At 45.3% G+C, this 22050-nt stretch carries 16 protein-coding genes and 2 pseudogenes; 16 read left to right on the top strand and 2 right to left on the bottom strand.

The window, feature by feature from the left end; genetic code table 11:
* Window positions 1-72 precede the first annotated feature (72 nt).
* The gene (locus tag AB4307_RS10790; RefSeq protein WP_017064704.1) at window positions 73-1635 is read right to left on the bottom strand and encodes an arylsulfatase; all 1563 of its coding nucleotides are present in this window, start codon (window positions 1633-1635) and stop codon (window positions 73-75) included.
* 346 nt (window positions 1636-1981) lie between these two features.
* On the opposite strand from AB4307_RS10790, the gene AB4307_RS10795 reads away from it, so the two are divergent.
* The 16 genes and pseudogenes from AB4307_RS10795 to AB4307_RS10870 all read left to right on the top strand — a co-directional run bounded on the left by AB4307_RS10795 (window position 1982) and on the right by AB4307_RS10870 (window position 19851).
* A complete protein-coding gene (locus tag AB4307_RS10795; RefSeq protein ID WP_372131868.1) occupies window positions 1982-3529 on the top strand; it encodes an arylsulfatase in 1548 nt (515 codons plus the stop codon).
* A 192-nt stretch (window positions 3530-3721) separates the two neighbouring features.
* Window positions 3722-6130, top strand: coding sequence for a tetratricopeptide repeat protein (locus AB4307_RS10800; protein ID WP_372131870.1), 2409 nt, complete (start codon window positions 3722-3724; stop codon window positions 6128-6130).
* Between the two features lie 149 nt (window positions 6131-6279).
* Window positions 6280-7263 (top strand): AAA family ATPase, encoded by a 984-nt coding sequence (locus AB4307_RS10805; protein ID WP_017094550.1) that lies wholly within the window; start codon window positions 6280-6282, stop codon window positions 7261-7263.
* Window positions 7264-7275: 12 nt separating this feature from the next.
* Window positions 7276-8238, top strand: coding sequence for a DUF58 domain-containing protein (locus AB4307_RS10810; RefSeq protein ID WP_372123008.1), 963 nt, complete (start codon window positions 7276-7278; stop codon window positions 8236-8238).
* Window positions 8239-8781 (top strand): DUF4381 domain-containing protein, encoded by a 543-nt coding sequence (locus AB4307_RS10815; RefSeq protein WP_017066901.1) that lies wholly within the window; start codon window positions 8239-8241, stop codon window positions 8779-8781. It abuts the gene before it with no gap.
* The gene (locus AB4307_RS10820; RefSeq protein ID WP_102332862.1) at window positions 8774-9853 is read left to right on the top strand and encodes a vWA domain-containing protein; all 1080 of its coding nucleotides are present in this window, start codon (window positions 8774-8776) and stop codon (window positions 9851-9853) included. Before AB4307_RS10815 ends, AB4307_RS10820 begins: the two co-directional genes overlap by 8 nt.
* Window positions 9846-11570 carry a vWA domain-containing protein gene (locus tag AB4307_RS10825; protein WP_372131872.1) on the top strand — a complete coding sequence of 575 codons (1725 nt, stop codon included), beginning with the start codon at window positions 9846-9848 and terminating at the stop codon, window positions 11568-11570. Before AB4307_RS10820 ends, AB4307_RS10825 begins: the two co-directional genes overlap by 8 nt.
* Window positions 11567-12961 carry a BatD family protein gene (locus AB4307_RS10830; RefSeq protein WP_102428301.1) on the top strand — a complete coding sequence of 465 codons (1395 nt, stop codon included), beginning with the start codon at window positions 11567-11569 and terminating at the stop codon, window positions 12959-12961. The genes AB4307_RS10825 and AB4307_RS10830 overlap by 4 nt, the downstream gene beginning before the upstream one ends.
* Before the next feature lie 78 nt (window positions 12962-13039).
* Window positions 13040-13945 (top strand): LysR family transcriptional regulator, encoded by a 906-nt coding sequence (locus tag AB4307_RS10835; protein WP_017059228.1) that lies wholly within the window; start codon window positions 13040-13042, stop codon window positions 13943-13945.
* Between the two features lie 19 nt (window positions 13946-13964).
* Window positions 13965-14705 carry a lipid kinase YegS gene (gene yegS / locus AB4307_RS10840; protein ID WP_017066040.1) on the top strand — a complete coding sequence of 247 codons (741 nt, stop codon included), beginning with the start codon at window positions 13965-13967 and terminating at the stop codon, window positions 14703-14705.
* Window positions 14606-15565: pseudogene (gene tnpC, locus AB4307_RS10845) on the top strand (IS66 family transposase); the annotation flags it as partial. The gene yegS and the pseudogene tnpC, both read left to right, overlap by 100 nt.
* A 377-nt stretch (window positions 15566-15942) precedes the next feature.
* The gene (locus AB4307_RS10850; protein ID WP_372131874.1) at window positions 15943-16227 is read left to right on the top strand and encodes a hypothetical protein; all 285 of its coding nucleotides are present in this window, start codon (window positions 15943-15945) and stop codon (window positions 16225-16227) included.
* 44 nt (window positions 16228-16271) lie between these two features.
* Window positions 16272-16394, top strand: a pseudogene (locus AB4307_RS10855) (carboxylesterase family protein); the annotation flags it as partial.
* The gene (locus tag AB4307_RS10860; protein ID WP_372131876.1) at window positions 16354-16989 is read left to right on the top strand and encodes a hypothetical protein; all 636 of its coding nucleotides are present in this window, start codon (window positions 16354-16356) and stop codon (window positions 16987-16989) included. The pseudogene AB4307_RS10855 and the gene AB4307_RS10860, both read left to right, overlap by 41 nt.
* 109 nt (window positions 16990-17098) lie before the next feature.
* Window positions 17099-18775: an amidohydrolase family protein gene (locus tag AB4307_RS10865; protein WP_102319826.1), complete on the top strand. Its 1677-nt coding sequence runs from the start codon at window positions 17099-17101 to the stop codon at window positions 18773-18775.
* A gap of 92 nt (window positions 18776-18867) precedes the next feature.
* Entirely contained in the window at window positions 18868-19851 is a 984-nt protein-coding gene (locus AB4307_RS10870; RefSeq protein WP_065584640.1) for a CobW family GTP-binding protein, read from the top strand.
* A 312-nt stretch (window positions 19852-20163) separates the two neighbouring features.
* On the opposite strand, the gene AB4307_RS10875 is transcribed toward AB4307_RS10870, so the two are convergent.
* Window positions 20164-21339: a threonine/serine exporter family protein gene (locus AB4307_RS10875; protein WP_372131878.1), complete on the bottom strand. Its 1176-nt coding sequence runs from the start codon at window positions 21337-21339 to the stop codon at window positions 20164-20166.
* Window positions 21340-22050 lie beyond the last annotated feature (711 nt).

Here is a 22050-nt window from a genome sequence, read left to right on the forward strand (position 1 = left end):
GGATACTAAAAAGCCGCGGTCACTGCATTCAGTCACCACGGCTTCGTTATTACATTTTTAATCTAGAGTAGCTTATTTAGCTTGTGCTGCGGCTGCTTCTAGTTGCTTAAGTTTACCTTGAAGCATGTATGCATTCTGGTTGAAGTTACCTGGGTTCAGTACTTGGCTATTCTGCATAGGGTAATCTGGTAGCGTCGTCATAAACTCTTGAACCTGATTTCCTACTGGAACGAATAACCACATGTTGTCTGCCATCCAGCGTAGGTACATACCAGACTCGTGCGGTGCTTTCTCGAATGGGTCAGCACGTAGGTGAACAACTTGAGGCCAGTTTGGTTGGAAACGAACTGCATCCACAATGTTACCATCCATCACAGCAAACGAAATCTTGAAGTCATTCCAACGTACTGCGTTTAGCTCAGCGTTAGCAGAGAAGTAAAGCATGCTGTCACGAGGGCCTTTCTCTTCTTTACCTTGGAAGTAAGGCAGGAAGTTGTAACCATCTAGGTGTACGCGCCAGTTTTTACCGTTGTAAGTTGCACCTTTGTCAGATGCTAGCTTCTCAACCACTTTATCATCACCAGCGGCTGCTAGTAGAGTAGGAATCCAGTCTTGGTGGCCCATGATATCGTTGATTTTAGTTCCAGGTTTGATAGTCCCAGGCCAGCGAACTAACTGAGGCACACGCATACCACCTTCGTAAGTTGTACCTTTCTCACCGTGGAAGTAAGTTGCGCCGCCATCAGGCCAAGAAACCGTTTCAGCACCGTTATCGGTAGAGTAAATTACGATAGTGTTGTCAGCGATTTTTAGTTCATCCAGCTTGTCTAGAAGCACACCAACATGGTCATCATGCTCTAACATACCATCAGCATAAATACTGATACCTGACTTACCTTGGTATTTCTCTTGTAGGCGAGTCCACACGTGCATACGAGTGGTGTTGTGCCAGATGAAGAATGGTTTGTCAGCTTTTACCGCTTTTTCCATGAATGCTAGAGATTCTTCTAGGAACTCTTCATCCGCATGCTCCATACGCTTACGCGTCATTGGGCCAGTATCTTCAATCTTACCGTCAGCAGTAGACTTGATTACACCACGAGGGCCGTAGTTCTTACGGAACTCTGGGTCTTTAGGGTAGTAATATGTTTCAGGCTCTTCTTCTGCATTTAAATGGTATAGGTTACCGAAGAACTGGTCAAAGCCGTGGTTCGTTGGAAGGTGTTTGTCTTGGTCACCCATGTGGTTCTTACCGAACTGAGCTGTCATGTAGCCTTGTTCTTTAAGAAGGTCTGCGATCGTTGGAGCCCAATCAGGGATACCGTGGTCCGAACCTGGCATGCCGATAGTCAATAGACCAGTACGGAAAGGTTCTTGACCGGTTAGGAATGCAGCACGACCAGCAGTACACGATTGTTGACCGTAGTGGTCAGTAAATAGTGCGCCTTCATTCGCAATACGGTCAATGTTTGGCGTTTCGTAACCCATCATACCGTTGTTGTATGCACTGATGTTGAAAACACCAATGTCATCACCCCAGATAGCAAGAATATTCGGTTTTTCCGCTGCTGTTGCCGCTGAAGAAGCTGCTAATAAGCCAACACCTAATGCTAGTTTATTAATTTTAGTACCCATAAGGACTCCGATTCACTTTTAAGATTAATGCGTTAGAACAACGCATCGATGAGCAAATGTTATTCTCAAAATTCCGTTACGTCCTTTTATAGTGCTTATAACCAATCGTTATGATGCTTAGGTAACCTATTGATTAATATCAGCTCCAGTGGGTACGTAGAATAAAGCCTTAGTTTGTATGTGTGATCCTTATCATGTTTGTTGGCGTAAACCTTATCGATGATTTCTGTATCCGTATCTCAATAAAAATGACAAAAAGATTAATAGCTTAGGGTATCTCGCGCATGTGTAAAAAATGGACTATACGTTGTAGGGCAGGATGCAAATAACTTACGAAGAGGTTTCTATGACAGCGAAATATGGCGCTAAACGTCGATTAGCGATTTTGGGTACAGCGATGATGGCCGCGTCCAGCGCCACTTTTGCGGCTGAAAAGCCAAATATATTGGTTATTTGGGGGGACGATATTGGTCAATCCAATGTGAGTGCATACACCTTCGGTCTCATGGGTTACAAAACCCCGAATATTGATAGCATCGCGAAAGAAGGGATGATGTTTACGGACTATTACGCAGAGCAATCTTGTACTGCTGGTCGCTCTACCTTTATCACGGGACAAAGTGTATTACGAACGGGTTTGAGTAAAGTAGGTTTGCCGGGCGCAGACATTGGCTTACAAGCAGAAGACGCGACAATCGCAGAAATGCTGAAACCTATGGGTTACATGACAGGTCAATTTGGTAAAAACCACCTTGGCGATAAAGATGAATTCCTTCCAACAGCACACGGGTTTGACGAATTTTTTGGCAACCTTTACCACCTAAATGCTGAAGAAGAACCAGAGAATGAAGATTACCCAACCGATCCTGAGTTTCGTAAGAAATTTGGCCCTCGTGGTGTCATTAAGTCATTCGCTGATGGCAAGATTGAAGATACCGGTCCACTGACGCGTAAGCGTATGGAAACGGTTGATGAAGAAACACTAGACGCGGCACTTGATTTTATGGTTCGCGCAGTGAAAGCGGACAAACCATTCTTCGTGTGGTGGAACGCGACACGTATGCACTTTAGAACGCACGTGAAAGCCGACAGTAAAGGCGTAACCGGTGTCGGTAACTACGCTGATGGTATGGTTGAGCACGATCGACACGTTGGGCAACTATTGAAGCAAGTGGATGAGTTGGGTATCAAAGACAACACGATTGTTTTCTACTCAACGGATAACGGCCCTCACATGAACTCTTGGCCTGATGCGGGTACAACCCCGTTCCGTGGTGAGAAAAACACCAACTGGGAAGGCGCATACCGTGTACCAGCAATGGTTCGTTGGCCTGGTAAGATTGAACCAGGAACCGTATCTAACGAAATCATGCACCATATGGACTGGATGCCAACCTTCGTTGCCGCCGCTGGTGATGACCAAATCAAAGAGAAACTACTCAAAGGTCATACTGCCGGTGATAAAACGTTTAAGGTTCACTTAGATGGTTACAACTTCCTTCCTTACCTAACGGGTGAAGAAGAGAAAGGCCGTCGTTCGGAGATCTTCTACTTTACCGATGATGGTGATTTAGCGGCGCTTCGTTACAACCAATGGAAAGCGGTGTTCATGGAGCAGCGTGCAACGGGTACCATGCAAATTTGGGCTGAGCCGTTCGTGACGTTACGTCTTCCTAAGCTGTTTAACCTGCGTATGGACCCATACGAAAACGCAGACATTACATCGAACACATATTACGACTGGTTGTTAGACCATGCTTATATGTTCGTTCCAGCACAAGCGTATGTGGGCAAGTTCCTAGAAACCTTTGCTGAATATCCGCCACGTCAAAAAGCTGCGAGCTTTAGCTTGGATCAGGTAATGGAAAAACTGCAGGAATCTCATAACAAGTAAGTGATTGTTTGAGTGAAACTGAACAGATTGAAGAGCTCTTAGGAGCTCTTTTTTTATGCGCATATCGATGAGTAAATCCCGGTCGTGAATACGAATCACAACAATCGAGCTCATTGCCACTAAATAATTGTAAATTCGTTGTTTTTACGTCTACCTTATTAAGCATAAGGATGTATAAAAACAAGGAATGTTATGTCTGCATGGTTGTGCTCACTGGTAAACGGATTGAAACACCAGCGAGTCGCAGTATTATCCGCAATCTTGTCTTCACTGATGTTGTCGCTGTTCAGTCTGAACGCTTATGCCAACGAGCAAGACCCTAATATCAACTCTGATATTTCAAAGGCCAACTTTGTAGCTTCGCACGTTAGCTCTGATGCTTTACCTATCGGCTCTAAAGCCACGTATGTCGGTTCGGAAGCGTGTGTTGATTGTCATAGTGCAGAAGTCGAAGCGTGGGAGGGCTCTCATCATGATATGGCGATGAAGCACGCTACAGACGAATCTGTATTAGGTGATTTCAACGATCAAACGGTCACTCATGACGGAAAACCCAACCGATTTTTCCGCAAGGGCGAAGAGTTCTGGGTCAATATTGAAGGGCAAGACGGCCACTTTAAAGATTACAAAATCAGCTATACCTTTGCCTTTGAACCACTACAACAATACATGGTTGAATTTGAAGACGGCCGTGTACAGTTGATTCCTTTCGCTTGGGATTCTCGCACTGAGGGCGAAGGCGGTCAACGCTGGTTTCACCTCTATCCTGATACCACCAACACCGATGAATTTTACTGGACCAATAGCGGTCAAAACTGGAACTTCATGTGTGCTGATTGCCATTCAACGAACCTAGAGAAAAACTACGACAGCGCGAGTAATACCTACAACACTACTTGGTCTGAGATTAATGTCGGTTGTGAAGCGTGTCATGGCCCTGCGAGTGAGCACGTTGAAAAGGCTCAGCTAGCAAAAGCTAACGGTGGAAAGGATGCTCCAGTCTCGGCGCATTATGGTTTTGACCGCGACTTGTCGAAGTCGGTCAAAGAGTGGATCTATCAAGAGGGTAATTCAACCCTGCAACCAAAAGACATCATCCATACCAATCAAGTTCAAACCTGTGCTCAATGCCACAGCCGTCGTACTCAGTTAAATGAAACGGGTGATCACGTTAACGGGTCTTTCTTTGATAAGTATCGCTTGAGCTTGATTACCCCAGAGCTTTACCACAACGATGGTCAAATCTACGATGAAGATTACGTTTACGGATCTTTCCTTCAATCCGTGATGGCTGAAAAAGGCGTTACATGTACTAACTGCCACGATCCTCATACCGCTGAACTAAAAATTGCGGAAGAAGCCGTGTGTAGCCAATGTCATATTGCATCAGAATACACGCCTGAAAAGCACACATTCCACGAAGCGAATACTGAAGCTTCACAATGCACGACTTGTCACATGCCAGAGACGACTTACATGGAGGTCGACCCAAGGCGTGACCACAGTTGGCATATCCCACGTCCTGATATTAGCCAACACATTAAAACGCCGAACGTGTGCACTAGCTGTCATGCAGATCAAACCGACCAGTGGGCAGATAAGCAAATCGGTGAGTGGTTCCCAGATTCTAAGTATCGTAATCAGCAGCACTTTGCCGTTGCCTTTTATGCTGACTCGATAGGGCACAGAGGTGCAGAGGATGCGTTGGCATACTCGGCTCAGGACTCTAGCTTAAGCAATATCATTCGTGCATCGAGCTTAGAACGTTTGGGCGGTAATACGGGTAAGAATACGCTTATTTCGCTGGCAAGAGCGGTGAAACATGATGATGAAATGATCCGTTTGGGTGTGGTACAAGGCTCGTCTGGTTTCCCATTCACTGACCGTTGGCAAATTCTAGAGCCGCTACTGAAAGACCCTGTATTGTCGATTCGTTCAGAAACCGCAGTCGCATTAGTGCGTTATTGGGGAGAAATGAACCCTCTGCAGAAAGACCAAATCAAGCCTGCATTAGAAGAGTACATTGAAATACAGCAATTTAATGCCGACAGAGGATTTGGACGTACTAACCTAGGCAACGTTTACCGAGATTTAGGCCAGCACGACAAAGCGATTGAGTTTTATCTAGGCGCTATCGAGATTGAGCCTTATTTCGAAAACAGCTACGCCAATTTAGCGGATTTGTATCGAGCGCAAGGTAACGAGGCAAAAGCGTTGTCGACCTTGAAGCAAGGTATTGAAGCTCAGCCTAAATCGAGTGTTTTGCCATACAGCACAGGATTGTCTCTGCTTCGTGTGAAAGATTACGAACAAGCAACGGACTACCTTAAACAAGCCGCTGAAACTGCGCAAACCGACCCTCAATATTGGTATGTGTACGGATTGGCTTTGGAAAAATCGGATGTGCTTACGGCAAGTCAATCACTGCATAAGGCTTACCAATTTAGCCGCAACCCACAGCACCTGTATGCCCAGTGTGAAGTGTTGGCGCGAAACAGTCATATACCGGGCGTACCAAAGGCGTTTGAGCAATGTATTTCATCATTGAGCAAAGTGGCACCGCCGGAAGCCATTAACCAATTGAAAGCTAGGTTTAAATAAAGCGATGAGGTGAGCTTGGCTATCGAGCTTGCTGCTTATTCCGCTTGTAACCAATTATCGCGTTTATAACTGTTTATCATGTGTATAACTAATAGTTATGGAGCTTGTGAGTAGGATGTACGCAGCCAGATTGAATTAAGGGAAGACCTATGAACCATGCGCAACAAGCAATAAACCAACTGATTGAACAAACAGAGAAAAGTGTTATCGGTCAGAGCCACGTCGTTCGGGCTCTGGTGATAGGGTTATTGACTAATGGCCATGTGCTTTTAGAGGGACTTCCCGGTACAGCGAAAACTCGCTCAGTAAAATCGCTGGCGAATCTACTGAACACCAGTTTTGGTCGAATTCAATTTACGCCAGACCTGCTGCCATCTGATGTGACGGGCACGGAGGTGTATCAAGAGCTTGATGGAAAGCCTCAGTTGCATTTCCAACCGGGTCCTATTTTCAACAGCATTGTATTAGCCGATGAAGTGAACCGTGCGCCTGCAAAAGTACAGGCTGCTCTGCTTGAAGCGATGGCGGAGGGGACGATTACGGTGGGTGGTCAAACTCACATCCTGCCAGATTTGTTCATGGTGCTAGCCACACAAAACCCAGTTGAGCAAGAAGGTACGTATCCACTGCCTGAAGCACAAATGGACCGTTTCATTATGAAAGTGACAGTCGACTATCCAGAAGATGAAGCTGAACGCGACATCATTCGACTTGTGCGCAGTGAGGAACTCGGTAGCGAGACCAGTTCAGAATTAGTCACGCCACAACATATTGAACCTGAGTTGGTACTTGAAGCTCGGCGCCAACTTCCAGACATTGCCGTTTCTGATTTAGTTGAGAACTACATTGTGGCCTTGGTGATGGCAACTCGTAAGCCAGAGCGTTACCCAGAATCAAACTTGTCTAAATGGATTGAGATTGGTTCAAGTCCGCGTGCATCTATTTCATTGGATAAATGTGCTCGCGCTTATGCGTGGCTGCAAGGGCGTGACCATGTCACGTTGGACGATGTGCGTGCCATGTTACCAACCGTATTAGGTCACCGATTCTCGTTGTCTTACGACGCATTGGCCGATGGTGTTGACCATCAAAGAGTGGTTGAAGAACTGCTCGATAATGTTGAGATTGGATAACTAGGGGGCGTGATGGCGAAGCCAACACAAGCTCCCAAATCGCAAGGCCTTGATCCACGACTGTATTGTGATTATTCAAGGTTAGTGCGAATTCAGGCTCAAGCTGAGTCGTTTTCACTGTTACCTCATTTAAAAGCGGGCAGCGTACTTTCGGGCAGACATAACTCTTTGTTCCGTGGTCGTGGTTTGAACTTCGAAGAATTACGTCATTACCAATTGGGTGATGATATCCGTAATCTCGATTGGAAAGTTACGATGCGAACGGGTAAGCCTCATGTTCGTAGCTATACCGAAGAGAAAGACCGTAATGTGATGATCTGTGTCGATCAGCGCAGTTCGATGTTCTTTGCGTCTCAAAACACCATGAAATCTGTTGTGGCTGCCGAAGTGGCGGCATTGTGTGGATGGCGAGTGCTGAAAGATGGTGATCGAGTTGGTTTCGTTTTGGCGTCGCACCAAAAGCTCTTTCATACCAAAGCGCAGCGTTCTCAATCGGACTTATTGGCTCAGTTAAAACATCTTACCAAGGCTAATCAAAGCTTAGGTGTCAGTGTGAGCGATAGCGAAGGTGTTGGATTTAGCCAGTGGATTGAACTGATAAAACGAATGAGATTAAAGCAATCGACCTTAATCTTTATTAGTGATTGGCGAGATTGCCAAGAGCAACATCTTGACCGACTAAAGCAACTGCAACAACACAACGACATCTTAGCCATTATGGTCACCGATCCATTAGAACAATCATTGCCTCAAGATCTGGCAAGCGCAAACTGGGTGGTGGGTGATGGTCGCTTTCAACTTAATCTGGATAGCCAATCTAAGGTTAACCTCGCAAGTAAAAGCCTTGCCCAAAAAGCGGCACTTCAGAAACTGTCCCTTGCTAAATTGATGGCGATGAAAAACCTCCCTTATATAGAATTAGACACGTCGGGCAATCACATATCACAGCTGCAGAAACTAGTGGGAGGGCGCTAAATGGCTGTTGAACATACGCCTCCAAGTACTTATATCCTTCGCGACCTACATGATGTCGCCATTCCTGACAGTGTGAGCTGGGCTCCTCAAACGATCGGCTGGAAGATCCTTGGCGTTATTCTGTTATTGGTCGCTATCTATCTGGCTTATCGCTTGGCGTTAAGGTGGTGGAATAACCGTTATCGCAAAGAAGCGCTTCAAGAACTCATGGTACTGGATGCAAGAGACAAGAACTCAACCGAACGAACCTTTAAAGTCCTCAAAGTGGTGCTTCGTTACCTAGACAGCAGTAATGCCAAGTTGTTTGGCCAAGCTTATGTGAACCGTTTGAACGCTTATCTGCCTGTTAGCGCCAACACGAGTGAAAACAGCAATGCGTTCTTTGCCGATGAAGTTTCGGAATTATGGATGCAAAGCCTAATTGACCCTAATGTGCGTTTGAGCTTTGAACAGCGTTTAGAGGTAATTCAAACCGCGATGATGTGGCTAAAACTTCACAAGCCGAATGTACAGGTAACGGTTGAGGGGCAAGACAATGTTTGATGTTTTATCTGCCAGTTTTGAATTTGCGCATCCGCTGTGGTTTATTGCGCTGCCTTTACCGTTGTTGGTCTACTTTGCGGTGCCAGCTTATCGAACTAAGCAAATGGCGATTAAGGTGCCATTTTTTCGAGAATTGGTAGAAGCGATTGGGGAAGCACCGTCAGAAGGTGCAAGCCAGTTAACTCCAAGCTGGTGGCAACGAACCACGCTCATTATTACTTGGGTATTGGTCGTGTGTGCGTTAGCGAAACCAACCATTCTTGGTGAGCCACAGGTTCGCGAACAATTGGGTCGTGATGTGATGGTGGTGGTCGATTTGTCTGGCTCAATGGCGGAGCAAGATTTCACTTCTAAACAAGGCGATAAAATCTCTCGTTTAGATGCGACCAAAGAGGTGTTAGCCGATTTTGCGAAAACCAGAAAAGGAGACCGACTCGGTTTGATCTTGTTTGGTGATGCAGCGTTTGTACAAACGCCATTTACCGCGGACCAAGATGTATGGCTTGAACTGCTTAATCAAACCGATGTCGCGATGGCAGGGCAAAGTACGCACTTGGGCGATGCAATTGGCTTGGCGATCAAGGTGTTTGAACAAAGTGAAAAGCAAAGTGCTGCCGTTCAAGATTCAAACGTCGACACCAACGAAAAAGAGAAAGTCGTGATCGTATTAACAGACGGTAATGATACAGGAAGTTTTGTTGAGCCTATCGATGCCGCAAAAGTCGCCAAGGCTAAAGGCGTTCGAATTCACGTTATTGCGATGGGCGATCCGCAAACCGTTGGAGAGGTTGCTCTGGATATGGAAACCATCAAGCGTGTCGCTCAAGAGTCAGGTGGCGAAGCCTTTGAAGCACTTAACCGCGACGAACTGACCAAAGCCTATGCTCAGATTGGTGAGCTTGAACCTCAGTTATATGAAAGTACCACTTATCGCCCTAAACAGGGGCTGCACCACTATTTGATGGCGATTGTTGTAGTGATGTATTTGACCGCATTCAGCTTAGCAACGATACGCCGAAGATCGCTGCTCGCTTCTTCTGTTAAGAATTTGAAAGGAGAGAGTGATGCCTGATTCTCTCACGATACAACAGTTTTTTACCCAGTTTCATTTTATCCGACCATTGTGGTTGTTGGCCTTTATTCCAATGTTTTTCCTGTTATGGGTTCGTTGGAGAGAAGAGACCAAACCAACGTGGAAAGACATTATACCTGCACATTTACGTGATGCATTGACGATTGGCGAAACAGGCTGGCGCAAGCAACTGCCGTTGAAGCTATTGGTGGTAATTGTGACTATCGCCATCATTATCTGTTCTGGCCCAACATGGCAACGTGAAGCATCGCCTTTTGGTGAAGACAAAGCGTCGATGTTGGTTGTGCTTGATAATAGTGAATCTATGCTTGCTAAAGATTTGCCTCCAAGTCGCTTGGAACGATCTAAGCAGAAAATTAGAGACTTATTGGCAGCTCGCAAAGGCGGTAATACGGGCTTAGTGGTTTATGCAGGCAGCGCACACGTGGCGATGCCCGTCACGCAAGACAGCAAGGTGTTTGAACCGTTTCTAGCGGCTATCACACCCGATATCATGCCTGTTTCAGGTAAGTCAGCAGAGGAAGCACTGCCACTGATTAATCAGCAACTGTCTGGTGAGTTAGGCTCTTCTGTACTGTTGGTATCAGATGGTGTAAACCCAAGCACCATTAGGGCGTACGAGAGTTTCTTTAACGACAATCCGTATCAGTTGCTCATTCTCGCCGCAGGAAACAGTAATGTGGTGAGCGATAACCCTGTCGACCTAGATTCACTGCGTAACTTAGCGAGTAAGACGGGTGGACGAGTGATTGAAGTGACCGTTGATGATTCGGATATCCAACAACTGAACAGAGCGGTTGAAAGAAACATGCAGCTCAACGGCGAATCTTCAATGCCTTGGAAAGACATGGGCTATGGACTGCTTATTCCAATGGCTTTCATTATGTTGCTATGGTTCAGAAAAGGGTGGTTGGTGCAGTGGTGTGTTGTTAGCCTAGTTATTTCAGGCAGTATTTATTCACCAAGCACTTTGGCGAAAACAGTCAACTTAACTGCTGAGAAACCCGTTGTGGTGGAGTCGTTTACAGCTTTGGATAAGACCACTCAATGGTGGTGGGACTTATGGCTAACGCCCGACCAACAAGGTCAACGTTTGTTGAACCAGAAAGAGTACCTTCAAGCTGCCAAACATTTTACTGACCCAATGCGAAAGGGCGCGGCTTATTACTATGCTCGTGATTTTAAGCTCGCTCACAGTGCGTTTTTGCAAACCAAAACTGACCTTGGTTTGTACAATGCAGCGAGTGCGTTAGCTAGGCAGCGTGAATACCTTTCCGCACGAGACCTCTTGAAATCATTAAGTGAGAAAGAGGATCTGTCACCAGAACTAAGAACGGATGTGGAGAACAATCTTGCTGTGCTTAGTGGAATTGTCGAAGAGGTAAACCGAACCAGTGAAAGCCAGTCTGGAACCACAGATGGCCCTGAAGAATCTTTAGAACTCGAAGACGATCAGCCGCGAACGGGTGATGGCGCTGAAGAAGAAACGGTAGCGGAATTGATGCTTAAGGAAACACTTAACGCCAATGAAATCTTGGGCAGCCAAGAGCTTGCCGACAAGTGGTTAAAGCGAGTAGAAGCCGATCCTAAGTTCTTCTTGAAATCCAAATTCCAAATTCAGTTAAGAGATCCTGCGCCTTCTATCGAACAGACACCAAAACAGGAACAGGCATCAAAACAGGAGCAAACGCAATGAGTCGATATGATTTAGCTCTTGAATCGATTCAAGTAAAGGTAGGGCGCTCAGAGTCCTTTAAACTAACCAAGACCTTGCTTGTGTCGATGGTTCTATTGATTAGCACTGTTTTCCCTACTTTTGTTTCTGCTGCAGATATCTTCGATCTCCAAAAAAGTGGTGACGTTGAGCTTATCGCTTGGGTAGGGGAAAAGCCAAAGTCAGGCGATAAGATAACGCCGGGCAAAGTCAGCGTAAATGAGCAGGTCATTCTGAACATTGAGGTGGCGACACCGCGCTGGTTAACGGGCGGCACTCGAATCGGCAGTATCGAAATCCCTAACGTTATCGCTAAGCAGCGTAACCAACTCGCGACGAACTACACAGAAAGAGTCGGTGGTACTACATGGTCACGTCAGCGTTGGGAAGTGACGCTTTATCCGATGACTTCCGGTGAGTTTGTTATTCCAACCGTACCGGTTCGTATCCAAGTTTCTGCTCCTGATGGTTCAAACGTGGGCGGTACGCTTTACACGCAGCCGATTAAGTTTGAAGCTTCGTTGCCTTCAGGTTTACTCGATAATGAAACGCCTTGGTTTTCTGCGACAGAAGTAGATATAGAGCAGCAATGGCAACGCTCAAGTGAAGAGCTAAAAGTTGGCGATGCTATTACTCGAACTATCACGATTAAGGCAAAAGACAGCTTTTCTGTGTTGCTGCCAGATGTGTTGAACAATGAATCGACCCAGCAGTACCAAGCTTACCCGCAACCTAATCGTTTAGATGATACTCAAGATCGTGGTAACTACCGTTCCAGTCGAATTGAGGAGACGGTTTATGTTATTCAGCAGGGCGGTGAATTTACGCTGCCAGAGTTTTCATTTCAGTGGTGGGACAGCAAAAATCAACGCCTTGAAACCGTGGTGATAAAAGGGAATCTGTTTGAAGCCAAACACACAGTCCAATCTTTCATCAAGGCTTACATGTCAGTGTTTATTAGCGTTGGTCTGGCACTGTTGTTCAGTGTGGCGTGCTTTGTTTCGGTTAAACGTTATTATGCGAACCGCCCAACACCAGGTTGGTTGGTACTACGTCGTTTACTCAAGCAAGGTAATTGGGCTGCATTAAGAACCTTTATCTACCGTCAATTGCGAAACGAAACCTCTCAGTTAGAGCTGAATAAAGCGCAACATGATAAAGCGAAAAATGGTAAATCAAATGGGCAAAAGCGTTGGCTAGAGGATAGCGAAGCCCTTCAACAAGGATGTGAAGATAAAAACGTATTCACCCGTTTATGGAAAGGGTTACGTAACTTGCCCAACGAGAAATCAAGCCAGAGTCAATCTCGTTCAATTGCCGCTCGCTTGAAAATCCCTAAAGCCTTGCCAAACTTAAAAGATAGAACTAAGTAGCAAACTTTAGTTATTCGCATCGAACATAATCGGCAGGTTCTCTACTATGGGGAACCTGCTTCTTTAATATGGAACTGTATGAAAAGTACCGAACTAAATCTAATTCCTATATTTGTTGCTATCTATGAAGAGCAGAACTTATCTAGAGCTGCTAATCGCATGGATATAAGCCAACCAGCAGTGAGTAAAGCACTTGCAAGGTTGAGAGATATCTATGATGAGCCACTGTTTCATCGCACCACATCAGGCGTAGAGCCAACCACATTCGCTATTGATATCTATCCTGCAATGGCCGCTGCACTTAAAAACTTTACTTCTACCTTATCCGCATCAAGAGACTTCGATCCTAAAACCTCAGGCCGCGTGTTTTCCATTGCCTGCGTCTCGGCGGCGAGCTACGAAATGATGCCAAAAGTCATGCGGTTAATCAGCCAAGTCGCACCAGGTATCGCGTTAGAGGTTCATCCTCTGTTTACCGAAGACTATGAGTCTGATTTAAGGCTGCAAAGACACGACGTGATTGTTGATATGACGCCTAAAGGAAGAACCATGCTTAAGCACGAGGTGATTTCTACAGAAGAGCTGGTGGTGGTGTGTAGTAGTGATCATCCTACGGTTGGCGATACCATCGATATGGAACAGTTCTTAGCACTCGAGCATGTGGTGGTCTCTAGGTGGCATGCGCGCAAAAGCTTATTAAGCTCTGAGCACTATAGTGACCTTGAGAAACGTAGAATCGTGTATCGCGCAGCGGGCGTTGTAGAGATGCTTCCTGTTATCGAAGGCTCTGAGTACATCGGAGTAATGCCTATTTCATCAGTGCATTGTTTTGCTGAAAAGTACGCGGTAAAAACACTGCCATTGCCCTTCGAGTTGGAAGACCTCGATATGTGTATGATTTGGCATCCAAGCCGTACTAATGAACCAAGCCATAAGTGGTTACGAGCTAAGATCAAAGCGGCAGCAAAAGAGTTATCAAGTTAGCCTATACAAGGACATAGCCATGGACAGCATTCGCGTGATTTTAAACGGAAAGAAAGCCAATATCCCGGAATTAAGGCAAGCCATCTTTGCGGCGAGGGACAATGATATTGACCTGCAAGTTAGAGTGACTTGGGAATCGTCGGACATGTTTCGTTTGGTAAGCGAGGCAATATGCGATGGTGTTAAGCGTCTGATTGTTGTCGGTGGCGATGGAACGGTGAATGAAGCCGTTAACGCGCTCAACCAGTTCCGTGCCAGTGAAAGACCACAACTGGCGCTTATCCCAATGGGCACTGCGAATGATTTTGCTACCGCAACGGGAATACCTAACGATATTTCGGGTGCTTTTGAACTAGCGCTGGAAGGCAAGGCGTTTGCGGTGGATAGCGCGCGTGCGAATGACCGCTATTTTATGAATGTCGCTGCGGCGGGTTTTGGTGCTGAAGTCACAGCTGAAACGCCAGTCGAGCTTAAAGATTTTCTCGGTGGCGGTGCGTATACACTAACAGGTGTGGTGAAAGCACTTGGCTTTAAGCCCTACAGTGGCACGTTGCCCATAGACAAAGGCAGCTTTACCGGCGAGATCCTTGTGGGTGCTTTTTGTAATGGTCGCTTAGCGGGTGGAGGACAAGAGTTAGCACCCAATGCATTGATTGATGATCGCTGTTTACCCAGTCGGGTATCGAGCTATCACGCGCCACCATGGCAAGGTGGGTTATCCAAGTCAGTGAGAAGTTCGCCCCGCTGTATGCGGCCTTGAAGGAGAACCTACTTCAACAAGTGGTGGTTCAGGCGGATGAAACGCCGCTCAATGTGCTCAAAGAAGAGAAGCAGTGTTATATGTGGCTTTACTGCTCAGGCGCTGACTCGCCCGAAGCGGCACTGCCGAATGTGAAAAAATCGCCTTGTACGACTATCAAAACAGTCGCGCGAGGGTGTGCCCCGTGGACTTTTTAGGTGACTACAACGGTTATCTACAAACCGATGGCTACACGGCTTATCATGGTCTGCATCACGTCACTAATGTGGGGTGCTTAACGCAAGTTCATGGACGCGAAGAAGCTTCAAGGGGAAGGTAAATCGGGCAAGGCTGATAAAGCGCTGGCTAAACCCCCAAAGCTCTGCGGGATAGAATCACGCTTAAAAGGTGCGCCTGCCGAAGAACGCAAAGCAGAGCGTTAAGCGTATGCCAAGCCGATACTGGATGAGCTTTACCAATGGATGACAACCCAGAAGGTGATAGGCTCTAGCCCACTAGGCAAAGCAATAAAGTACACGCTCGGGCAATGGCCTAAACTCATTCGTTATATCGACGATGGTCACTTATCTATCGATAATAATCGCGCTGAACGCGCAATTAAACCGCTGGTTATTGGCAGGAAAAATTGGCTATTCTCCAACACACCAAATGGCGCTGAGGCGAGCGCGATGCTTTACAGTATCGTCGAGACTGCGAAAGCCAACGGTCTTATCCTCTAAAACTACATGGTCAAGTGCATGAAAGAGCTCGCGAAAGCAGAGCCTGATATCGACGCACTTCTACCTTGGACCTCTTCGGGTCAAGTCAAAACAGACCTCAACAATATTGGCTTTGGCCTCGAAACTTACGTTTGGTGCTAACTATGCCATCGGACTCTAATAACATATTTGGGTTCTTTGATGAGTTTGAAGCTTCAGAAGGAGAGTCACAGCAACCCCCTATAGAGCTGTTTCAAGAACCCGTTTAAATTTTATCAACCCTAGATAGTCAGCCAAAGAAGGTACAACAAGAAGTCTTTGTGATAAATAAAAAGCGACATCCACTCACGGTAGTGAATATATGTAGGATCACGTCCTGCATAAGCGATTTATTCAAATTTAAAGAGTGAATTAATATCGCACCATAAAGAAAAAATACTTCAAATACTCCAGAAATGAGCATGGCTGAGCATAGGGATTCTCAGGTTTGATGATACCAATATCAGGTCAGATGGCCGAACACATTTATGGGTACAACCATGAATTTAACGCATCGCTCACTCATGGTTATCGCTATCACTGTTGCTCTTTCTGCGTGGGGTAGTGATGAAACCAGCTCACGTCCTATTAAGCCAGAACCGCTTCAGACATTACCAACAGAGCAGGTTTCAGTATCCATCGGGGACGCGACTCTTTTCGCAAATAGAGAGTCTGTTGTGATCAATACCTTAGCAGGTGACGAGCAACGCGTATTCATTGAAGCGTTTAAAGGAATCACTTACGCCGATCAACAACGTTTTCAGCACAGTCACTCCGTCAATTAGAACACAATGCTGATAGCGCTATAGATGCGACACAATTTGGCGCCGTGTGCCCACAGCTTAAAATAACCCAGCAAGAGCAATCTGAAGATTGCTTGAATCTTAATATTTGGCGTCCTTCGGAGATCAATGGTTCAGAGTCATTACCCGTGTATGTCTTTATTCATGGTGGGGACTTTGAATATGGCGCAGGTTCTGATACCGACATTAACGGTGATACCGTCGTGGCTAAAAGATACCATTCGATATACGGGTGGCGTTGGCGCTGGAAAGGCGAACCTCGATATTTTCAAAGAGTTCAGTATAGGTGCGTCGTACAACAAAACGATTCAATTCGGCACAAAAACCTCGGGAGTCGCTGCGCTTCAGCAGCTCCAGTTTCGAGTGGCAAACACACCATTGATGCTGGGTGTGAAACAGATTATTGGCCAGAGCTCGGTAGAGTTTGAGACCAGTAATGAAGATGTGAATAACGCTATCAATGGCGTTATTCAATATTTTATGGGCGAAAGCTCGGTGACCTCTGGGCTGGGTGTTGTCGCGGAATACGATAATGCGATTGATAATCGTTGGACCGTTTCTGCGTTTTATGGCCTGGATAAAGCGACAGTAGAGGGCAGTCTGTCAGACGATGAAAGTGTCGATGCGTATGGTGCTGGATTTCGCTATCAGATAGCTTGCCGATATGGGTTACACATGGGGGTAGACCTCGCTTTTAGTTACGTTGACAGCGCGTTTTATATAACGGTTGGCAGTGGATTCTAATGATGGAAAGGTGGGTGTTAGTCAATCGATTGATTTTTCTACATGCAGCATAGTTTTCATAACAATCATGAACTAATATTCTTTTACAACAAACATAACAGGTATCAATATGAAAAATTACGACCCAAATGAATTGGACGCTACGCAAGTATTACTTGATGGTGTCGATACAGATAAACGTTCGACTTTGACTAAGTTAGCGGTTGGGGCTGCGGCACTGCCTTTTGCCTCTGTTTTACATGCAGCCCCTGAAAAACTGGTTGGCCAAAACATCAAACTGATGCCTAACGAGAAAGGGCCATTTGATATCGTTATCGAAAATGGCCGTGTTGTTGATCCTGAAACTGGACTCGACGCAATTCGTCACGTCGGTATTAAAGGTAAGCGTATTGCTGCAATCTCAGACAAAAAGCTGCAAGGCAAAACAATCATCGATGCTGAAGGTCTCGTGGTTGCACCTGGCTTTATAGATATGCACGCTCACGGACAACAACTTCCTGCTGCCCGTGCTCAAGCATTCGATGGCGTAACCACCGCTCTTGAGATGGAATCTGGTCTATTCCCAATCGGAACGTACTACGATATTACTGCTGCTGAAGGTCGCCCGATTAATTACGGCGCTTCTGTAGCATGGACTTACGCTCGTATTCAAGCAAAAGAACCTACGATGCCTGCTCCTGATGGTACGATTGTTTGGTTCCAGAAAGCTTTTTCTAAAAACAATTGGCAAAATACCCTAGCAACCCCAGATGAATTAAAACAAATTCTGGGCTCGGTTGAGCAAGGTCTTAAAGAGGGGGGCTTAGGCATTGGTATTAACGCGGGTTACGCACCAGGTTATGGCCACAAAGAGTACTATGATCTTGCTAAACTAGCAAAACGCTATGAAGTACCAACTTACACTCACGTTCGTTACCTAAACAGCGCAGAGCCAAAATCAAGCTTTGAAGCATACCAAGAACTCATTAGCCTGTCGGCGACAACGGGTGCACACATGCACATTTGTCACCTCAACAGCACGTCAGTACAAGATATCGAAGATTGTGCCGATTTAGTTCAATCCGCCATTGATCAAGGTTTAGCCGTTACTACTGAAGCTTATCCTTATGGTGCTGGCTCTTCCGTTATTGGCGCAGAAGTTTTCCGTGGTGACGATTGGTTACAACGTTGGGGTGTACCAAGCGCTAGCTACATGGAAGCGAATGGTAAAGCACTAAACCAAGAAAAAGTCACTGAACTACAAGCATCAGCGCCCGGTACCGTGGTTGTCATGCACTTCTTAAAACCCGATGAGAACAAAGAAGATCGCGCTAAAATGGACCGTTCAGTATTGTTCCCAGGTGCAGCTATCGCTTCAGATGCAATGCCTTGGATGGATGATAAAGGCGTATTAATTGAAGGTGATGTATGGCCACTTCCAAGCAACGCAATAGCTCACCCTCGCTCACTTGCTTGTTTCTCTCGTTTTATTGAAAAATATGTCGAGGAATACAAAGCGGTAACACTAGTAGAAGCGATGGAAAGAACTAGCTTAAACGCATGTCGTATTCTTGAGGATGCTGTGCCACAAATGGCAAATAAAGGTCGTATTCAAGTAGGTAAAGATGCTGATTTAGCTATTTTCAAACTTGATGAAGTAAAAGCCGTTGCAACATTTGATAAACCAAATGCCCTTTCTACAGGCATGAAATACGTACTTGTAAACGGGACACCTATCATTGAAGCTGGTGAAATGTTGTTAGATTCAAACCCAGGTGAAGCGGTTCGCAACAAAGTTACTGGCTAAGTTATCCTGACTTAAAAGGTTGGGCATTAGCTCAACCTTTTTTATTGCTTACCGAGTAAATATAGACAACGAAAATCGAAAGAGAGCATGCTATGAGCAAGAAGCCTATTCCAGTAACAATTTTAGCCGGATTTTTAGGAGCAGGGAAAACGACCCTACTAAACCATATATTAACCAATGCAAATGGAATGCGCATGGCTGTGATCGTCAATGATTTTGGATCAATCAATGTTGATGCGGAGTTAGTTAAATCTGAAAGTGAAAATATGATCAGCCTAGAGAATGGCTGTATCTGTTGTAACCTTGCAGAAGGACTAGTCGTTTCGGTAATGCGTTTACTCGCATTAGAGGAACGCCCAGACCATATTATTGTTGAAACTTCAGGTATCGCAGAACCCAAAGAAGTGGCACTTCAATTTGAAGATCCGGAACTGCAAGCACACGCACCTTTAAATGCAATCGTGACGACGATCGATGCGGAAAACATTTTAGGGCTAGAAGGCCCAATGGAGACGTTGTCGAAGCAGCAAATTCAAGTGGCTGACATTGTTCTGGTTAATAAAGTTGACCTAGTCGATGCTGATAAACTAGAGCAAGTCAAAGCATGGTGCCGAGTACAAGCTCCGTTTGCTAAATTGATTGATATTTCATTCGGCGAAGTGGATTTACCTATCTTATTTGATGCCCCTGAAAGTACGCGCTTTGTCACTAACAAAATAGCGGCTGATCAAAAGGAATGCCAGCACCATGATTGTCATGATGAGCACTGTCATCACGTGAACCATGATTTCGAAACATTCAGCTTTGAAACTGATCAACCGCTTAATCTACAAAGTTTGTATCCTCTACTGCAACAGTTTTCAATTGATGCTTATCGCATGAAAGGTATTTTAAATTTAACCGATCGTCCTGATCATCGCTGTGTATTTCAGTGCACGGGTCAGCGAGCCAATGTGACGGTTGGAGATGCATGGGAAGATGATGAATCTCGTTCGTCACGGTTAGTCTTCATTGGACCTAAAGGTGGCCTTGATAAAGAGAGTATGCGTAAAAAACTGAACGCACTGGTGGCGTAGTTAGAACGGAAATGGAGTAGATGGCAAGCCTATCAACCTAGCGCTTGCCTATACCTAGCTTACCTCTGCCTACTTTGCATTGACTCATCCTAAGCATCCTTATCTTATTGAATTATTGGCTAATTTCGATTCTATTCGGTTTTTCCAAATCCATATTGCTCATTCCCCTCGCCATCTGAAACAAAATAGTCTTATCGATTTTCGAGACTCTGTTCATCAGTACCTTCTCAGAATCGTTTAACGTCAAAAAGCAGATAAAGACTCAATCGTGGGTTATTGGGGCGTGTTGATCAGCGATTGTTAGCTCGATGGTTAGTCCTCAATGATGGAATCAAAATGACGACTAAATATAGAATAAACCATGATTTGTCCCGCCATAATCGCGCCAAACATCAGCAAGGCGGACAGACCAATATTCGGAATGGGTAAAATGGAGGTCGCAAAGAAGGACTCACTTGCTCCGACAATGATTCGACTACCGGGGACAAGAATGATGATCCCTTGAATAATGTATATGAGTGGTGGAACGTGACGCAATTTTCCCATCCCCAACCCGTAAAGCGTAATGAGTATTGTGCTTACCCATGTACCTACAACCCAATCGGAAGTAAACCAATGTGGCCCCCACATGCCAATTGCCGCGACAGGAAGGCCTAAGAGAATTTCTGTCATACTTGCGTTGAAAATAAGGCCAATAGCGACAGAAATCCCGATCAGTGCGGTGACATGAAGAACGAATGGGATTTCATCAATAAATACCGGTACCGATAATGGTTGATTGATTATGTTGGCTAAGCCTAACCCCATAACAATGCCGATGAATATTTTCATTACTATGAGTGCGCTTTGTGCAAGCAGTTCGATACCTGACCGAAAGTCATTGAGAGCAAGACTGGCTAAGCCGTTGGTGACGGTTAACCCAGGAATAAAAAGGACAATGGAAGAAATGCACAGTGCCAATGTTGGTAAGCCGGGAACCTGTGCCGCTATCATACCGGTTAAAAAACTGGCTACTAAGGCGACAAAGAACTCGACAAGAATGCTTCTTGGCCCAGTCAGGAGAATTTGTGCTAGCCAGGCTATAGCGCCCAGAATAATGGATAAACCGACCGCCAGATAAGTACTGCCAACTAACATTAAATAACATGGCGGAAGCAATAAATTGGCAAAGCACAAGGTACGATTCGAGTAGGTTTCTGAACCTTCGTAATGGGAATGAGTCGAAAACCCTTTAAGCGTTGCGACTAAATCACGTAAGTTAACCGAGGGTGGTTTTTTGTTTTCCATCACGACTTTTTGCGTGGGTTGCTCAAAAATAGTGATGACTTTTGTCGGGGTCACATCAATAGAGACATCAATGTTCTGGCGTTTTGCATAAGCTTGAGTGTATTGAGCTACCGAGTAAGGCGCACAACCAGATTGATGTAATCGGTCCGAAAAGCTCAAAATTTCTTGCTGGCATTGTTCGATATGATTTGTTTGTTTCATTCTGTTTGTTTCTCAATAACCAAGGCGATATATGTTTGAGGGGCATTCTAATTCAATAGTATCCTCATTCAAGCGTAACCAATAGTCGTGTATAGAGGACGGGCTCCTACAAACGAACAAGGCAATGGTTAAAAAGATAGGATTCATTGAATGAGAGGTTATCAGTTTATCGTTGAGGTAAATCAGTCATTGTTGAAGCTGCAACCTCAAAAATAGATCCGCTCACGCAGCTATTTGAAGGCGTAAAACTCCAAATCCATGAGGTGATTGATTTAACTCTGAGGCTTTTAGAAAAGCTCGGTAATGAGTAAAGGAAACTAATATTTAGGAAATGGAAGCCTAAATAAGATTGATGATGAGCGTTAGAATCACAACTAGAATGGAACCGACATAAGCAATTTCAATAATGTTTGAATCAATCCAGTTGCAGTATGCTTGAATTGCTAAACTCAGTTTGTTTTTCATAATGGCCTTTGGGAAATTAACCGAAATCTACTGTAAATAATAGCTTATTATGAGTGAGCTTTGGTGACGGTTTCAAAGGTTCCTTAGCGCTAACAGTGTGATTGCGGCGCTCACGTATTAACAATATCGTCCCGTGGGTTCATGGGGCGGATACAGTCGATAAGGTTTAAGAGCAGAAAGTTGGGCTAAAAAAGAGCCGCTTATTTGTGGTTCATCGCGGCTTTCCAAGAAGTAGTCGGTATCTCG

It is taken from the genome of Vibrio sp. 10N.261.52.C2 (genome assembly GCF_041471425.1).
Lineage (GTDB): Bacteria > Pseudomonadota > Gammaproteobacteria > Enterobacterales > Vibrionaceae > Vibrio > Vibrio crassostreae_C.

Excerpts from the sequence above, each read along its gene's own strand:
- AB4307_RS10865 (WP_102319826.1), top strand. The coding sequence starts at position 17,099 with ATGAAAAATTACGACCCAAATGAATTGGACGCTACGCAAGTATTACTT.
- AB4307_RS10790 (WP_017064704.1), bottom strand. The coding sequence starts at position 1,635 with ATGGGTACTAAAATTAATAAACTAGCATTAGGTGTTGGCTTATTAGCA.
- AB4307_RS10835 (WP_017059228.1), top strand. The coding sequence starts at position 13,040 with ATGAAAAGTACCGAACTAAATCTAATTCCTATATTTGTTGCTATCTAT.
- AB4307_RS10870 (WP_065584640.1), top strand. The coding sequence starts at position 18,868 with ATGAGCAAGAAGCCTATTCCAGTAACAATTTTAGCCGGATTTTTAGGA.
- AB4307_RS10800 (WP_372131870.1), top strand. The coding sequence starts at position 3,722 with ATGTCTGCATGGTTGTGCTCACTGGTAAACGGATTGAAACACCAGCGA.
- AB4307_RS10830 (WP_102428301.1), top strand. The coding sequence starts at position 11,567 with ATGAGTCGATATGATTTAGCTCTTGAATCGATTCAAGTAAAGGTAGGG.
- AB4307_RS10850 (WP_372131874.1), top strand. The coding sequence starts at position 15,943 with ATGAATTTAACGCATCGCTCACTCATGGTTATCGCTATCACTGTTGCT.
- AB4307_RS10810 (WP_372123008.1), top strand. The coding sequence starts at position 7,276 with ATGGCGAAGCCAACACAAGCTCCCAAATCGCAAGGCCTTGATCCACGA.
- yegS (WP_017066040.1), top strand. The coding sequence starts at position 13,965 with ATGGACAGCATTCGCGTGATTTTAAACGGAAAGAAAGCCAATATCCCG.
- AB4307_RS10820 (WP_102332862.1), top strand. The coding sequence starts at position 8,774 with ATGTTTGATGTTTTATCTGCCAGTTTTGAATTTGCGCATCCGCTGTGG.
- AB4307_RS10860 (WP_372131876.1), top strand. The coding sequence starts at position 16,354 with ATGGTTCAGAGTCATTACCCGTGTATGTCTTTATTCATGGTGGGGACT.
- AB4307_RS10795 (WP_372131868.1), top strand. The coding sequence starts at position 1,982 with ATGACAGCGAAATATGGCGCTAAACGTCGATTAGCGATTTTGGGTACA.
- AB4307_RS10815 (WP_017066901.1), top strand. The coding sequence starts at position 8,239 with ATGGCTGTTGAACATACGCCTCCAAGTACTTATATCCTTCGCGACCTA.
- AB4307_RS10805 (WP_017094550.1), top strand. The coding sequence starts at position 6,280 with ATGAACCATGCGCAACAAGCAATAAACCAACTGATTGAACAAACAGAG.
- AB4307_RS10875 (WP_372131878.1), bottom strand. The coding sequence starts at position 21,339 with ATGAAACAAACAAATCATATCGAACAATGCCAGCAAGAAATTTTGAGC.
- AB4307_RS10825 (WP_372131872.1), top strand. The coding sequence starts at position 9,846 with ATGCCTGATTCTCTCACGATACAACAGTTTTTTACCCAGTTTCATTTT.